Genomic DNA, 15,042 nt, shown 5'->3' with positions numbered 1-15,042 from the left:
AAGGTTCCCGGACGATCAGCCCCAGCAGACAGCGCGCTCCGATTTCAACGCCCACTCCGCCACCTCACGAAGCGAATCGAGCGCGGACTCGGTGTACCCGGCGCGTCGACCGCCTTCAATCCACCGAGGAGTGCCAGCCATCTCGTACGACGGCACGCCCTCGTCGGAAGGCGCGATCGCTTGCGCCACCATGACCCGGCCTAGAAAGTCCTCTGCCGGGCATTCTCCGCTCGATTCGACCGCGTCGCCAAAGTTCCCCGACGCAAAACCCAACAACTCCAGCAGGCGCACAGCATTGTGGTTCGAGAAGTTCGCAGACGGTTCCTCGCCGCTGTCGGCAGTCTCGATCTCGAGCTGAGGGCCCCAGATGCGGGCTTCCTCCGGATCAGTGCACCCCGGCAACAATGCGCCAGTGCGCTGCATGTCCTCCAAAGCCGCTATCGCAGAATCGTAGTCACCGATGCGTTCGCTGCGGCCACCCATCTGATCGGTCAGGCGGTATCCAACGATCTCGCTCATCTCGGGTGCAAAGGTGATTGACATGGTGGCCTCGTTTCTCGCTCGGGGAAAATGACTCCCTCACGATCTCCAATCCACTCGACAGATGCGGCACCCCAACGGGTTCGACCGAACTTCAACGGCGTCAGCGACACTCGGATCCCGGCGCGGCCAACACAACGATGTCCTTCCCGATCCCGGACTGTTGGCCGTACCACTGCGGAGCCGTCAACTGGTGCGCCGTCAGCAGTCCGGCAGTCACCGCATCCCACACCGCTTGCGTGAGCCTCACCATGAACTGCCCGTCGGTGTCGTCGTAAACGGTCGATGGATCCCACCGTACGAACCCCGGTGCTGCGACGTCCCTAGCAGCGTCCTGCAGCCTGCCTCGCGCGATCATAGTCGGCAGCACACCGGAATTCGGCAATGTGCAAGCCCATTCGTTGGTCCACACCATCTCGGGCATTGCAGTCTCGCCGACATTGTCACGGACGGCGGCCGCTACCTGCCTGTCGATGTCAGTACCGTCCTCGCCGCCGATGTCGCCGGTGACAATCCAGTCCGCAATCCGCACAACCGGCCTGCCGGCGGTGTCGTCGAGATTCCATGAGAGCGCGCGAATCGGGTCAGGACGCGGTGTTGCTTGTAGATAGGACAGGCTTTCCGTCAGGTTCGCTCCCACACTGCCCTCCCCCTCGCCGCGACGGCATTCGACGCTTCGAGGCAGCACGATGTGCCCCTTTGCCGTCGGCACGCACCGGAGGTCTGACAAGCCCTGCCGGTAGGTACGCGTGTGAGCGAGCGTAGCCAATGACTCCACGACTTCCGGTGTGACGAGGTAGATGGTCGAGTACCGCAACGACTGTGCGCGGGTCCGCAAAACTTTCCGCATCAGTTGCGCCGGGCCGCTGAGCTCGTCGTCAGCGTCGATGCCTACGTCGTCGACGCTCAGTCCGTAGAAGTACTGGATCCACTGCCGGAGCATGTCGGCGTTGGGCTCAGAGATGTTCTGCGTTGTGGTCCACCAGCTGTATGCGTTTTGTTGTTCGACGAACAACCGCATGACCGCGGCCATGTCCGTGCGCATCCACGCCGTCGCCGCGTCGAGTCTGCTTACCGCCAAAGCTGCCTCGCGTGAGCACTCCCAGGGTCGATCAGTATCGGTTGAGGTAGCAGTCATGATCGTGCACCTTTCTTGGGCAGTGAAGTGTTCTCGTGAAATCTATGGGCAGGAACACCCGAAACGCGTAGTCCATGATCGTGCCCATGGATACGACGAACTGGCACGCCACACAAACGACTCTGCTGTGTGAAATCTTGCAAGACCGCAACATCGTCGTTCGGCGCGATGTCGTCGAGGCCTTCGTATCCAACATGCTCACGTTGGTCGCCGAAACTGCCGGTATCAGTGAACATGCGGCCAGCGAAACAATCACGGAAGCGGCAGCGGAGCGATGGGCGGACAGCCTCGCTCCGACGATCCTGGCGATGGAAAATCCTTGCGACGGTACAGCTTCTGGGGTGGTGTTGGTCTCTGCGCACACTCTCGCGCAAACCGCCGCAACGCTCATCGAGTTGGTACGCGCGGCCGCCTCGGTCGAGGAGTTCATAGAGTTGGTCAGCCTGGGGATGGCCGACTACGGCGGCGATCTCGCAACGCTTCGGGGAACGGCTCTCGACGCCCGTCAGCGGGTCCAGGAATTGTCGCTGGAACTCGCTCGCCATCTGGTCACTCAGCCGCCGATGGAGATGCTGCAAATCCCGGTCCGAACTCATGCACTGCTGTGTGATCTGCTCGATCAGCTGTCCCAGTCCGAGCTGCTGCCGATCGCCGAGAACAACGGCCACGGCACCTATCACCACACCGTTGACGGTGAGTACACGCTCGGTGACGTTGTGGCGGCGACGTTGCATGACTTGGATGTGGCGTCGACGTACTGAACGCAGGCCGGAACTCTCGGCGATTCCGACCTCAGTGTGCCTCCTAACACGAGGACCTGATTCGGTAGGAGTTGTTGCAGTAGGCACTTTGCTGATTCGAGCTTCCCCGGCGATTTCCCCTTGCAACGATTGCGTTCTGCGTCGATGTTCACCTGTGCGTGATGTGCCTCGAACGCACAGGCCGCTGGTGCTTCTCACAGCTCGTTTTCGCGGCCAGCTGATGCTCCCCGAAGCGCGCTGATCGCCGGCCCGATACCCGCCAGAACCAGCCCGATAGTGCCGCAGATCAATCCCCATATCCACGGACTCAGCGACGACAACGGCGATGCGGCGGATCCGTCGCCCTTGGTTGACGTGAGCGCAGTCGAGACGAAGGTTCCCAGGAGGAACATGACGATCGCGTATGACCCCACCATTTTGAGTTTGAAGTACTTCCGATGTGGATTCATGCGCGTCTCTTCTCAGTCTTGGGGCGTTTCGGCGCCGGCCAGGTCGGTAGCGCCTCTCGCGGAGTCGCATTCGCGTACTGCAGCTGTGCACTGCCGTTGAATGAGATGACGATATTCCTGGCGGTTCCGGTGTTGCGGCACGTTGAACCGGGCGTGCGCGCTTTCTACGTGTTTGACTACACAGTCTCTCGTCGTCTCCGTCGCAAGCAGGTGTCAGCCGCGAGAGCTGCCGGATGATCGCCACTCACCGTTCACTTGTCGGTTCTGACGGCGCGGCGTTTCGATGAGGAATTCATCTACCTTGCAGGAGGGTCCGTTCATGCTGAATTCGCAGAATGCACTCGAATGTCGTCAGCTCGTCCGCGGAGATGGTCTCTGACCACCCGCCAGTCTGCGCCATCTCGGACGGACCCAGCCACACAGGAAGGTTGAGATCACTTCGCCACCAACGCTTGATTGCCCGCTCAACAATTGCAGCATCTGACCCGCGCGAGAAGAGCTCAAGGTGGATGACCTGCCACCCGCTCAGCTGAAACTTGTCAAGGCGATTGGTCCCCACGCTCGTGATCCCGACCTTGTGGGCACCGAGCACGGCATGACTGAGGAAGTACAGGTATCCCGGCCTTCCCGGATTGAATCCTCCCTTCTCGGAGCACTCGGGACAGTCTTGACCATGGGTTCTGTTGTTCACTGTCGAGAGCCACTCGTGGCCCCGCGCGCATCTGAACCAGGCTTTTCGATTCGAGAACACCGCGGTGTTCTCAGGTGTCGCACTACCGTTACGAGTGGGATGCCAGCTTGCCGCGACCGTCGGGCTTCGGGAGGCCAGATCGTTGATCCCTGCCAAGACGGTCTGTCCCGCGCACGCCGGGCAACCGGCCCCGGATGCTCTGCTCGCGATCCGCGCTTCCCACTCGTGTTCAGCCTCGCACCTCCACCACGCCTTCGTCCCGTTCATCAACGTCACCATCTCGGGTGTCCTGGCTCCGTTGAGCCGCGGATGCCATTCAGCGGCCAACATCGGGTTTCTCGCTGCGAGGTCGTTGAAGCCCGCCAGAATGCGTTGGCCCGAGCAGAACGGACAGCCATTTCCAGCCGATCGCTCACTTGCGCTGGCCTGCCACTCATGGCCGAGGAGATCCCTCCACCAGAATCGTTTCGCCGTACTCCGAAACACATTCGCCGGGGACAAGGGTGCGTTGAGCGTCGGGTGCCACTCGGCTGCGAGCGCGGGATCGGTGGTACCCAGATCGTTGAAGCCCGCCAACACTTTTTGGCCGGCACAGACGGGGCAACCTTGGCCGTTTGACGTCCGGTTGTTGACGGTCGACTGCCATTGGTGCCCAAGCCCGCACTGCCACCACACTTTACGGTTCGATTGCGCCGCTATCGAGGTCGGCCGGAGATCGTGGTTGCGGTCGAGATGCCATTGGGCCGCAACGACAGGGTTTTCGGTTGCGAGATCGTTGAAGCCGGGCAGAACCGCATTGTTCGAGCAGTACGGACAGCCTGTTCCGTTCGCACGATTGTTCACCCGTGCCTGCCACTCATGACCCAACTCATCTCTCCACCAGACGGACTTTTCCGACCCCGCCGTCAGGGTGTCTGGGGTCAGCTCACCATTTTTGGTGGGGTGCCATTCACGAGCAAGGTGGGCGTGGGTGTGGGCTACGTCGTTGAACCCAGCCAAGATTCGTCGACCCGCGCAGTAGGGGCAACCACTCCCGCGGCTCGTGCGGTGATTAGGGGTGTCTTCCCATTCGTGTTGATGAGCGCACATCCACCAAACTTTTACGCTGGATCCGAGAGTCACCAGGTCGGGGGTGCGGCTGCCGTTCTTTGTCGGATGCCATTGCGCGCTGAGGTCTGGGTGGGACCGCGACAAGGGTGACTTCATCGGACCATCTTCTACCGCCCACTTCGAGAGTTCCAGCATCCGTCGGCCGAAACACCCAGGGCATAGTGATTGTTGCGGCGGCCGCCAGGATCTCGAATTCTCTTACATTGACCACACATATTGACACTCGGTATTCAATTTTTTACGCGCCGCTGGTCATCGTATTTCTGAGGTATCCGTTAGCGCCTTTTCCTGTGAGTTTGTCAACATACTCAATAGGCACGGCTTTCGTAAAATGAACAATTAGCATCTACCGGTGCCTGAAAACTCCCACGGACCATCCAGTCCGCAGCCTGGATGGTATCCAGTACCTCAATCGCCGTCTCTTCGTTGGTGGGACGGTCAGAACTGGACCGATCAGTGGGCCCCGCCACCAGCGACACCGTCGAACACCTCCGCATCTGTAGGTTTTCCGGCAACGCAGTCGCCACCGCCTCTCCAAAACAAGTCACCTCGACCAACTGATTTTCAGCATCTGTGGAACACCGAGCAACCTGCACCAAACAGCATCACAAGTACGTCGGCGACGAGGCTGGCCGAGGCGCCGAAACGGACCCGCGGACGGTTGGTCATAGAGCTGGTGGCCCTCGGGTTCCTGTTGCTCTTTACCACTGCGACTGTGTTCGGCATTTATCGTCTCCTCGGTTTCACGGACCGCGGGACGATAGTCGGGAATTTCGTCGTGGCCCCGGCCCTTACTGCTGCACTTGGATATTTCCTATTCGTACGTTCTCGGCAATACGCCGAGAACGACTCCCGCGGCCCAAGTGAGGGCGCTCGCTTGCACCGGAAGACCATGCTGGCCGGAGGCTCGATCGTACTGGTGGCAGCGATGATCCTTGCCGGATTCATGACGCAGCAATCGAGTACTCCGACACTGTCCGGTTCGGAGCTGCAGACAATGATGCGTGAACAGCTTGGCCCGGCAGCTACATCAGGTGCGCTGACCGGCACGATCGCGTGCCCGACGAGTCGCTCCTACAGCGATGGAGATGTCGCTAGATGCACGATGGACATGCAGTCCGGATCGCAGGTCGTTCTCGTTGCAACGATCTACCGCACAGACAACAAGTGGCGGATCAACCTCGACGTCGGATAACCCCCGCAGGAAAGTTCGGGAACCCAGCCGGAACATATTAAGGTGGTGCAACTTTCGAAGAATTCGAAAGTTGCACGTCATCCGCTGCATGTACGAGACCGACAGGATTCGGCCGTTGTGGAAACAAGCAGGCACCTCCGGCGCGAATGCCTCTGATGTCAACCTTTACAACGCAAGCATGTACGGCACGAACCTGACCGGAGTGGACTTTTCTGGCGCCTACATGCGGCACGCGAACCTCGCGCATTCGGGCCTGAGCGGTGCGATCCTGATCGGCGCTGATCTGTTCGAAGCGGACCTGACGGGGGGCGAACCTCGACAATGTCTGCTGGGACGATTCGACCCGGTGGCCGACCGATTTCGGCGCGATCCATCTCCACGCTCATGCTGAACCAGCGAGAAGCCATCTCCGACAGCGTTCCTCAACCTTCCAATACAAAGTCCGTGAGCAACGTCGCCATCAGCCCGCAGGTGCCAGCCCGCTCTTGCTCACACACCTGCACCCGACTACGCCGCCACCGGTGGCAACTCGACGCGCAAGTCGTTGGGCCACCGGGCAGCCGAAGCTGGGGGCCGGATGGGCTTGAGCACGTCCCGCATATCGAGGTCGTGATGGTCCTGCCAAGCACGGCGGTTGTTGCAGAACTTCGTCCACAACTGCTCGTATCGTTCAGGATTGATCAACTTCGGAACCACTTCCGTCGGGGACACTGCAATGGCCACCAGACCATCCGGTCGCGAGTACTTCCATTCTGTCCACACACCGCGGTCAGCATCGACCACAGATTCCTGCGCGTGCAACCCATTCACCAACTGTGTCCCGACTTTGGGCTGCATCGGTTTCGCCTGTCCGTCCCGATCGGACTTCGTCTTGAAGTCACCGATGTACAGGTGGTTTTCGATCCGGAAGATCGTGTCCAGTGTTCCGGCCACGCCGATGCTGTGATTCCATACCGTCACCTCGTTGGCGATGGCCTTTACGTTCCACCGCATCCACCAGTCGATCAACGCCGACGCGTAGTCACCCTCGCCGTGCTCGTCGAGGTCCGCCCTCGCCTGGTCAACCTCGAATCGGTCAATGTTCCCGAGCTGCCATTCCCCCAGTAGTTCAGCGAGGTTGTGGACGCGGTCGCCTCGTTGAGCTGCCTGGTCTGCAACGACATCCGGTGTCGCAGCGATCGCACCGCGCACGGCACGGGCTATCGCATCCGGCTTCCGCGATCTCGCTGCCGCTCTCTCCCTCGCTGCGATCACATGGGGAAACTGATTACGCAGCGTCTCTTCGTCATTGCGCAGGTATGCGGCGGTCGCGTCCTGAACGAGTCGGGCCCGCCAACCCACCAGTGCGCTCCCCTGCGGCCGGACCCCGAGCTCGGGAAGTTTCGAGAACGGGTCGGGAAGATCATCGGCGTCCATCCCTTGCACAGTCGTAATCGACGGCACCTGAGGCTCGTCGCCCACAAAGCGGCCATACATTCGGCCCCATGCGGTTTGGTGAGAGAGCTTGGGAGTGGTCATGGATGCGAAGTTAAGTCCAGGCTCCGACACTGTGCGGCACCGGCATTGCAGCAGCGAGACCGTCGCCTGCTGAATACTCGTCGAGTAGCGCCGGCGTGCCAGGGACGAGCAGATGCCGGCGGCCGCCCTGCCAGAAGTAGGCGGCCTTCGGATCCACCCGGATGAGAAAAGCCAGGTCGTCGGGTCGATCAGCTCTCAGAAAATCTTCCACCCGCCAGCGGCCGCACCTCACGTCGTCCCCGCTCGCATAGACCAACATTGTTTGGGACTGAGTTTCGCACCACCGGTGGACGCGGGCCTCACGCCGGAGCAGCTCGATTCCCAGCGTCGGCAGACTCGTGTGCGCTGGGACTTGCTGAATCCACTGCAGATCATGCGCCCATACGTCGAATGCCTGCTTCTCCTCATTCGTCGTCCAGTCGTGGTGGCCGGCCGAATCGATGCGCGCGACCTCAACGCCTTCACGGATGAGGAGTTCCCGATCGAGATCAAGCCGGTAGGAGCCATCCGGAACATAGGCGGCGGTGGCGGGTAGCGCCTGATAGCGGTATCCCGGATGCGGCCGAACTGGCGTGGCGACAGTGGTCTGTCGCCGCGGAAGGTACTGCGGATCGTCAGTAAATTCGTCCACCCGGGCCGCAGGCGGGCCGGTATCGCGGTCGTACGTCATGCTCACTTGTCCTTCCCTTGTCCGACAGACCTTGTCGGTGCCTTCATGTATACGAGGTGCCCCTCGCCGGCGGGGCACGCGCGCATGCAGCCGGCCACCGGAACTCCCTAGTGCACACTCGTTGGCATGAAGACGTTTCCACAGACGCGGGTCTCCTTTTCGGCGAGCGACATCGACTGTGTGATCAGCGCTGCTGACAGCGGGCTCGTGCAGCACGCACTCTCGCAGGCCTTGCGAATCGTCCTTGAATCCGGCGGGTCGGCCCCGGGAGTGGAACCGATACAGATCAGTGAGGCACTCGAGCTGTTCGCCTGGATCGAGATGAGAACCTCTGGCGAGTCCGGACATTTTCTCACCGGTGAAATCCCGATGGTCCACTCAGCCACTGCGGCCCTGATTTTCTCGCGAGATGTGTTGCTGGCAACGGCCGGCAACATCGAAGCCGGTGTATGCCGCGTCCCCGATCAACCCGATCAGTCCCCCACCGCTCATGCAGGCGGTTACCGCGATTGCGCGAGCTGGGTGACCGACTTGATCAACAATCAAAACAACAAGGCCCCTGACTCCGCATACCTGGCCGGCCCCTACTGACTTCCTACCCGAATTGAGGGATTCCCATGTCTACAGCCACTTTTCCGCAGTATCGACTGTCTGCGGACGTGCACCAGGTCAACATCTATGCCAGGTACGCCGCGATGGGGATGCTACGTAGCAAGCTCGCCGACTCGCTCCGCGTCCTCCTCGAATCCGGGGTGCCGGCGGCTTCGGAGCTCGATCCTCGCGAGATCGCCGAACTGCTTACCTCTCTCACATTCACCCTGCCCGATGTCGACGAGCACCCGGAGTTGTTTGCCCAGGATCCGACGATGGTCTACATGCCGAGCGGCGCGGTAGAAGGTGCGGCACAAGTTGTCCGGCGGACTGGGGAGCACATCCAATCCGGACTCTTGGCCGTACCTGCGAAGCCCTCCGCTGCAGATCCGCGTGCGTACGGCCAGTCCTACATCGACGTCGCAGACGCAACGCAGGACATGATCGAACAGATCCGCACCGGAAGTTGATGTCGTACGGCTGGTCCGGTAGCGCACGGTCAATAGTGCTGTGTTGCAGAAGGCTGAGCGCTTACGTCGACATTCGCGGCCACCGATGATTGGAAGCTGTTCGCCGGCCGACGTGGTTTCAGATCATGCAAATGACTCAGATTCCAGCAATGCCACAAGCGCCTCCCCGACGATGTCGGCGACACGTGCCGGATCGTCGAGTTCGGTTATCGTCACGCCCGGCAGTCCGGCAACACGATCAATGAGATGCGCCGGCGGTCCGTCGTTGATCTGCCCGGCGATCAGCCACAGCATCCGGGTCTGAGATGAAGCCAATTGTTCTGCCTGATGGTAGATCTCGTCGAGATTCGGAAGATCCGCGTCGGTGATCACAACCACGAGTCTCGTGCCGGCACCCGAGGTCAGCTGCAGTCGAGAATCCAAGGCCAGCAGAGCCTCCGGAAGCCCGTCGCTGACGCCACCGGCCTCCGGGACATACACGGCGCCACCGATACTCTCGGCCGGCAGGTTCGCTGCTTTCGCGTTCCACACGACCGTGGCCGCCGCACCTCGATCAACTGCTGCCCGATTGACCATCCACGCAGTCACTGCGGAGATTTCGAGCACCGGTTCCATCGACTGGGAGACGTCGACCGCGATACCGACCGCCCACGGTGGTGCTTCCACGACGGTCCGGCGCGTGCGAGACCAGGGCGTCGCAGTCGGAATCATGCCCGCCGCGATCTGACCCTCACGGCGGGCCAGCTCACGGATCCGCATGCGTCCTGGTGGTACAGCCTGCGGAATGTGTTGCGTGCGTTCACCGCGGTCGAGTGCAGCCTCGACCGCTCGGTTCAGCCGGAGGGACTGTGCCAGCTCGCCGTCGGTTGGCCTTCTGACGCTGTGCGCAAGACGCCCGGTGCTGGCGACGCGTCCAGCTGCTGCGATCATCTGGCGCTGGTTCTCCGCCGCTGTGGTTACCCGGGCGGCAGCCGCCGATGGCGGAGTGATGTGTTCGGCGGCCTGCGCGGTCGCCGCGGTACGCCGGGCCATCGCTGCGAGAGCATCACGGAGGCTGGTGTTCTTTCCTGAAGCGGCGATCTCGTCGCCGGCGCCTTCGCTGGCTCCATGTTGAGGGCTGCATCCAGCGCCGTCATCGCCATCGCTGCCCTCGCTGTCGACGTCCGCGTCATCGAACTCGTCGACAATCGCTGCGGCGATCGACTCCGCGCACCGCACCAACCCATCGACGTCACCGTCGTCGAGAGCAACCGCTACACGCGTCTGCTCGACAACAATGCCGATTTGCTTCTCGGTCAAGAACTCCCCGGCTACCTCCGCGAGATCCGGAAGATCGCAGCGGTCATACACCCCGGCATCGATGCGACCACCCACCAAGATCAGGAGCCGAGCTGCCGAGGATGCGGAACTGGCTGTGCAGCTTCCAAGCAGATGCGAAGCCGAACTTCTCAGCCATACCCGATCCTGTGGGCGCCGCGCCACGACTCGCCCTTCCATTCGTGGTTCCTCGAGGAGCGCAGCCCACGCCCCCGCGGCCTTCGATAGCCGCCCCCGCCGAACGGTGTGAGCTGCATGGCCCGCTTCGTGCACAGCTACTCCGGTAAGGACCGGGAAGCGTGCGCGATCGCGGCGGTCACGAAGGTCGATTTGGTTCGGATCATCAGAGGGAGAGAGTGTTTGCGCTGCGTCGATGGTGACGGTGGCGGTCGTGTGAGAGTACGCGCCGGCCGGGCGCCCGCCTGCCAGTTCTGGGGTTGCGGCGATTCCGACAACGGTCATCAGATCCCGGCGGGCGGCGATCTCGTCGACGAACCGACCCACTCGCACGGAGAGCTGACCCCACGCGTCGGCTGTGAAGGTCTGTACTTCGTTGTCCATCGTCAGGGCGGCGGGTGCATTCATGACGTGTTACCTCTCTGATGACGTTCGCTCCGAAGTCACTGTCTCAACTGGCGCAGGTTTCCGCGGCACACCAGTCGTGCCGCACCGATGTCGCGGTACCGGGAGTCTGAGTTCCGACACAGAATTGAGAAAGGGAAGGTTCCATGATCGAAGCGACATTCGCGGCCTGGGCGGTACAGGCTGGAGACGGGCAGGTCACCGCCACCGTCGCCTACCGCGACCCGTTCACCAATACCTCGACTACGATCACTGGCTTCGGGGCTGAGTCCGACTTCCAAGAGGGCCAACTCGTAGTCCGAGAAAGCACCACGCCACCGGAATCCGCCGCGACTGTGTTCGCGGACGCTTTCCACACCTTCTTCCCTTCAGATTCCGATCACTCGAACCGCGTGATCCGATTTCCACAGATCAGCACTGTTCGCGTGCCAGGCGACGCACCGGTGGATCCGAGGGACTTCTTTCCACCGCTGTTCATGCTCGAGTTGGCCGAACAATCGGACCCCTACAACGTCGCGGTGCAGGCGCTGACCTCAGACAAGCGGGTCCTGCGCGGTACAGCGCAGGCCAGCAGCGGTGCCGACCTCGCTGATCGCATCATCATCGAGATCCCCGAAGCCGACCGAGACGGCCTTCTCCTCACCGACGGCCGCCGCTACCTCCCACGCACCATCGCGGGCCAGCCGGATTACCTGGTACTCCGAAAGCTGCGGGGTTACATGAATATTCGACTCAAGGGGGTTGCCGGTGGAGGTAAGACCACCCTCCCAGAGGTGGCATTCGGAGAGGATCTGATCACTGTGCAAGGGCACGGAGATCTGTCAGTGTCCTCGCTCATCGGGCACTACCAACCACAACCCGATGGCACATTCCTCTGGTGCGACGGCCCATTGCTGCGCGCGATGAAGTGCGGAAAAGTTCTACTCATCGACGAAATCAACCGGGCCCCTTCGGAGACGATCGCCATCTTGCTCTCAGTCGCTGATGCCCGCACCCAACTCGTCATCGACGACCGCCCCGACCTGCCGACCGTCCACGCCGCTCCAGGATTCAGTCTCGTCATCACATACAACGAGGAAGGACGAGGCATCCGACCACTCGACAACGCAATCAAGCGACGCTTCCCTTTCGAAGTCACCGTTGAAACCGACTACGACGTTGCAGAATCCGCCGGAATCGACTCCCGCCTGATCAAAGTGGGGTGGAACTTGCTCACCCAGCATGACGAATCCATCGCCACCGGAGGCCGGCCGATCTGGAGACCCCAGATGGCGGATCTGATCGCGGCGCAGAAGCTACTCGACGCCGGCCTGGGCGCCGAGTTCGCCGCGGCCACTCTTGTCGCGGCCTGCCCCGACCCAGATGTTTCCACATTGGTCGCCACCGCAGTCTCGACGTCCTTCGCGATCCCCAACGTCCGTCCTCTGCAGCTTGGAGGCGCAGCATGAGCAGTCTCGCTGTACCCATGCCTACGTGGCGAGCCCGCGGTCCGCTGACCAGTCTCGACGGCACGAACACCACGGGCATCGACACCACCGCTGACCTTCTCGGTGTCACCTTCGCCGACATCCCGGACGATGAACTGGTCCTGCACACTCTGAGAGTTGTCGAATACGCCTTCCGCCGGGACATGTGCGGGCTCCCTGACGTGCAGTCTGAGGCTGGGGCATCAGTTCACGGCAACACCGTTGTCGCCTTCGCTCCTCTGTCGAGGCGCCGATGCAAGACTCGATCCATCGAGCACGGGCTTCGAGCGGCACTGACCAACATCCTCCACATGCACGTCAATGGTTCGCCCGTGCGTGCTGACGGAACACAATTGTTCCCGGCTCTCGCTCGCCCGATCGTTGGCATCCGCGGGTTTTCCCTCGGTCACAGCGATTAGTGACCCCGCCACAACGCCTTCGGCGCCTTTGCGCCGAACCAGCCAGCCGTCCACCAGAATCACGTCGACTCGCCTAAGCCCCATGAAATCTCGCGCCTCCTTCTGATCTCTTCGACACCGCGGGCCATGTCGGACCATCAGGGCACACTGACCGGAACCAACTACGAGAGGATGACAGGCATGAGCAAAGAAATCACCAAAATTCTTGCGGTCGTCGCGGGGATTGGCGGGATCGGCTTCGCGATCGGAACGCTGATCGGGTGTCTGTTCCTTTCCGACACAATGGAACCGTGGCAATTCGGCCTGATCTTCGCCTTGGTCGTACTGTTCTTGGGTCTCCTCGGCGCTGCCCCGCTGGCATCGCGCCTGTTCACTGGACGAAGCTAGCTCGAATCACACGCGCCGCGAACGAAGAGACGTCGCTTCAGCGTCCGAGCACTTGGAATGCGTTGCAGCGCGGCATTCATCACCTGTGGCCACCGAAGGCAAGGACAATCATCGACTTGCAGCAAAGGAATACCGCCGGAGTTGCTCGTCCAGATCGGAATCCGGCAATGCGATGTGCTTCAGACCGAGCGATAGTGACTGAGATCGGAGCTGGACCACAACTCACTCCGCGCGATGTCCTGTTGCCCGTCGCCGCCACCGTCAACGGCGCAGAGCATTGGAAAGTGAGATAACCATGACCCTCGTCCTCGGTATCATCGGCGTCATCGCGCTCTTTCTTCTCGCGTGGCAGGTTTTCGTGAGGCTTCCGGCCACTCTCAATCGCCGCGATCAAGCTCAAGAAGGACAGCCCGATTGGCTGACCGGCGGAGGAGATAAGGACGACGCAATCAGTGGTAGCGGCGCTGTCGGCGACCACAGCGGATTCGATGGCAGCGCAGACTCTTCCAAGTACGGAACCAGCCACCAGGACCAACGAGCACCTCTGGCGAGGACGCCTGACTACAAGGATCACGGTCAGGATCCCGACGAGTATCAAGAATTGGTCAACGTCGATCTTCCGTCCAACACCGCACTCGTTCAACTCACAGCATTTGAAGCCGAACACTGCGCAATGATCATCGGCGCGTACTTACAAGGTCAAACCGGATACGAGCCCGCGGCGCTTGATGTTCGGTGGTTCCTCCTGGCTGCTGCGGCTTCAGCGCGCCACCCAGACAACGACCACCTCGCGCAAGTGCTCGCTTCCCGCCGCGACGCCGTGATGAATTGGCCGTTTCCACGTCCGGGCGGACCACGGGCTCAACCGCGATAACACCTAGTCGTGACAGCGCAGAGAAAGCGGCAACCCAAATCGGAGCTCGAATGCCCACAGGTTGAGGTTGGTCTACCTGGCCGCCAATGTCTTCTCTTGCCGGTGCCTGTAGAACTCACTCCACGATCAGGCCGCGTACTGCCATGATCGGGAGGACGTGCAGGTTCCCATGCTCGTCGGCGAACTGCACCGAACACTCGTTCACCCCAACGATTGTGCCCTTCACCGCATACATCGCTCTGAGATGGGCGACGAACACTGTCCCTGACGCTGCGCCGTAGCCGTTCCCGATACGTCCGGTCAGTAGCGTCGCGACTTGCGCGGCGTGTTCACGGCCGTCGATGACTTCAAAAACAGCAGCATCGGTGGAAGCGACGATCCAGTCGTGGAAAGCCTCGATCGAAACGGACTGTGCCATATACGGGCCGACCGCTGGGATCGACTGCTCATCGACCAGGCCGGCGTAGTCATTTGTCGTGAAGCCCATCGCCTTGCTCCCTTTGTCCTGTGGGGTAGATGCGGTTCACCATCTCGCCCCGCACAAACACGTGCGGCATCAACGCGACTCCGCGAATACGCCTTGGCGTCAGCAGAGTTCGACCACCCACGCATACCACCTGCTCACAGCACGCTCGGAATACCTGACGGATCCCTCTCACTCATCACGACCGCGTCCGCTTCATCGAACTGCTCGACGGACAATCCAGTCTGAGAAACCCATTCACGGCGAAGCTCGTCGAACAGGTCCGTCGGCCACCGCTGGATCAACTTCGGCAACGATCCCGGCACCAAAGCCCCATCGACAGTTGCGCGCACCGTCACTGTCACCGAAACTTCGAAACTTCTTTTATTGCTTTCCATTTC

At 61.3% G+C, this 15,042-nt stretch carries 17 protein-coding genes and 1 pseudogene; 10 read left to right on the top strand and 8 right to left on the bottom strand.

Annotated features, from left to right (window positions below; genetic code table 11):
* Positions 1-15: 15 nt before the first annotated feature.
* Positions 16-543, bottom strand: coding sequence for a hypothetical protein (locus RA302_RS30775; RefSeq protein ID WP_075835679.1), 528 nt, complete (start codon positions 541-543; stop codon positions 16-18).
* 100 nt (positions 544-643) lie between these two features.
* On the bottom strand, positions 644-1,678 hold the full coding sequence (locus RA302_RS30770; RefSeq protein WP_143542518.1) for a hypothetical protein: 1,035 nt from the start codon (positions 1,676-1,678) through the stop codon (positions 644-646).
* Positions 1,679-1,764: 86 nt separating this feature from the next.
* On the opposite strand from RA302_RS30770, the gene RA302_RS30765 reads away from it, so the two are divergent.
* A complete protein-coding gene (locus RA302_RS30765; RefSeq protein ID WP_125053072.1) occupies positions 1,765-2,439 on the top strand; it encodes a hypothetical protein in 675 nt (224 codons plus the stop codon).
* A gap of 194 nt (positions 2,440-2,633) precedes the next feature.
* On the opposite strand, the gene RA302_RS30760 is transcribed toward RA302_RS30765, so the two are convergent.
* Positions 2,634-2,888, bottom strand: coding sequence for a hypothetical protein (locus RA302_RS30760; RefSeq protein WP_058228433.1), 255 nt, complete (start codon positions 2,886-2,888; stop codon positions 2,634-2,636).
* Positions 2,889-5,041: 2,153 nt separating this feature from the next.
* On the opposite strand from RA302_RS30760, the pseudogene RA302_RS30755 reads away from it, so the two are divergent.
* From RA302_RS30755 to RA302_RS30745, 3 genes and pseudogenes are all read left to right on the top strand, one after another.
* Positions 5,042-5,158 (top strand): annotated as a pseudogene (locus RA302_RS30755) (DUF2510 domain-containing protein); the annotation flags it as partial.
* Between the two features lie 408 nt (positions 5,159-5,566).
* Positions 5,567-5,884 (top strand): DUF4333 domain-containing protein, encoded by a 318-nt coding sequence (locus tag RA302_RS30750; RefSeq protein WP_231915709.1) that lies wholly within the window; start codon positions 5,567-5,569, stop codon positions 5,882-5,884.
* An 88-nt stretch (positions 5,885-5,972) separates the two neighbouring features.
* Positions 5,973-6,275 (top strand): pentapeptide repeat-containing protein, encoded by a 303-nt coding sequence (locus RA302_RS30745; protein WP_075835671.1) that lies wholly within the window; start codon positions 5,973-5,975, stop codon positions 6,273-6,275.
* 116 nt (positions 6,276-6,391) lie between these two features.
* Here RA302_RS30745 and RA302_RS30740 read toward each other — a convergent pair whose 3' ends face one another.
* Both RA302_RS30740 and RA302_RS30735 read right to left on the bottom strand, forming a co-directional pair.
* A complete protein-coding gene (locus tag RA302_RS30740) occupies positions 6,392-7,402 on the bottom strand; it encodes a cytochrome (protein ID WP_143542517.1) in 1,011 nt (336 codons plus the stop codon).
* A 10-nt stretch (positions 7,403-7,412) separates the two neighbouring features.
* The gene (locus RA302_RS30735) at positions 7,413-8,072 is read right to left on the bottom strand and encodes a hypothetical protein (protein ID WP_047269145.1); all 660 of its coding nucleotides are present in this window, start codon (positions 8,070-8,072) and stop codon (positions 7,413-7,415) included.
* 126 nt (positions 8,073-8,198) lie between these two features.
* On the opposite strand from RA302_RS30735, the gene RA302_RS30730 reads away from it, so the two are divergent.
* Positions 8,199-8,663, top strand: coding sequence for a hypothetical protein (locus tag RA302_RS30730; RefSeq protein ID WP_075835667.1), 465 nt, complete (start codon positions 8,199-8,201; stop codon positions 8,661-8,663).
* A gap of 26 nt (positions 8,664-8,689) precedes the next feature.
* Positions 8,690-9,133, top strand: coding sequence for a hypothetical protein (locus tag RA302_RS30725; RefSeq protein ID WP_058228438.1), 444 nt, complete (start codon positions 8,690-8,692; stop codon positions 9,131-9,133).
* A 123-nt stretch (positions 9,134-9,256) separates the two neighbouring features.
* On the opposite strand, the gene RA302_RS30720 is transcribed toward RA302_RS30725, so the two are convergent.
* A complete protein-coding gene (locus RA302_RS30720; RefSeq protein WP_075835665.1) occupies positions 9,257-11,035 on the bottom strand; it encodes a hypothetical protein in 1,779 nt (592 codons plus the stop codon).
* A gap of 143 nt (positions 11,036-11,178) precedes the next feature.
* Between RA302_RS30720 and RA302_RS30715 the strand changes: the two genes are divergently transcribed.
* The 4 genes from RA302_RS30715 (at position 11,179) to RA302_RS30700 (ending at position 14,178) form a co-directional block, all read left to right on the top strand.
* Entirely contained in the window at positions 11,179-12,480 is a 1,302-nt protein-coding gene (locus RA302_RS30715) for an AAA family ATPase (RefSeq protein ID WP_047269149.1), read from the top strand.
* Positions 12,477-12,917: a hypothetical protein gene (locus tag RA302_RS30710; protein WP_047269150.1), complete on the top strand. Its 441-nt coding sequence runs from the start codon at positions 12,477-12,479 to the stop codon at positions 12,915-12,917. The genes RA302_RS30715 and RA302_RS30710 overlap by 4 nt, the downstream gene beginning before the upstream one ends.
* A gap of 180 nt (positions 12,918-13,097) precedes the next feature.
* On the top strand, positions 13,098-13,304 hold the full coding sequence (locus RA302_RS30705; RefSeq protein WP_143542516.1) for a hypothetical protein: 207 nt from the start codon (positions 13,098-13,100) through the stop codon (positions 13,302-13,304).
* A gap of 295 nt (positions 13,305-13,599) precedes the next feature.
* Complete coding sequence (locus RA302_RS30700; RefSeq protein ID WP_075835661.1) at positions 13,600-14,178, top strand: hypothetical protein; 579 nt, start codon at positions 13,600-13,602, stop codon at positions 14,176-14,178.
* Positions 14,179-14,293: 115 nt separating this feature from the next.
* Here RA302_RS30700 and RA302_RS30695 read toward each other — a convergent pair whose 3' ends face one another.
* Positions 14,294-14,665: a hypothetical protein gene (locus tag RA302_RS30695; RefSeq protein WP_075835659.1), complete on the bottom strand. Its 372-nt coding sequence runs from the start codon at positions 14,663-14,665 to the stop codon at positions 14,294-14,296.
* A 134-nt stretch (positions 14,666-14,799) separates the two neighbouring features.
* Positions 14,800-15,039 (bottom strand): hypothetical protein, encoded by a 240-nt coding sequence (locus RA302_RS30690; RefSeq protein ID WP_064112267.1) that lies wholly within the window; start codon positions 15,037-15,039, stop codon positions 14,800-14,802.
* Positions 15,040-15,042 lie beyond the last annotated feature (3 nt).

This window comes from Rhodococcus sp. DN22 (assembly GCF_036669995.1).
Taxonomy (GTDB): domain Bacteria; phylum Actinomycetota; class Actinomycetes; order Mycobacteriales; family Mycobacteriaceae; genus Rhodococcus_F; species Rhodococcus_F erythropolis.
The sequence above is the reverse complement of the archived record's forward strand: the minus strand, read 5'-3'. Positions and strand labels throughout refer to the sequence as shown.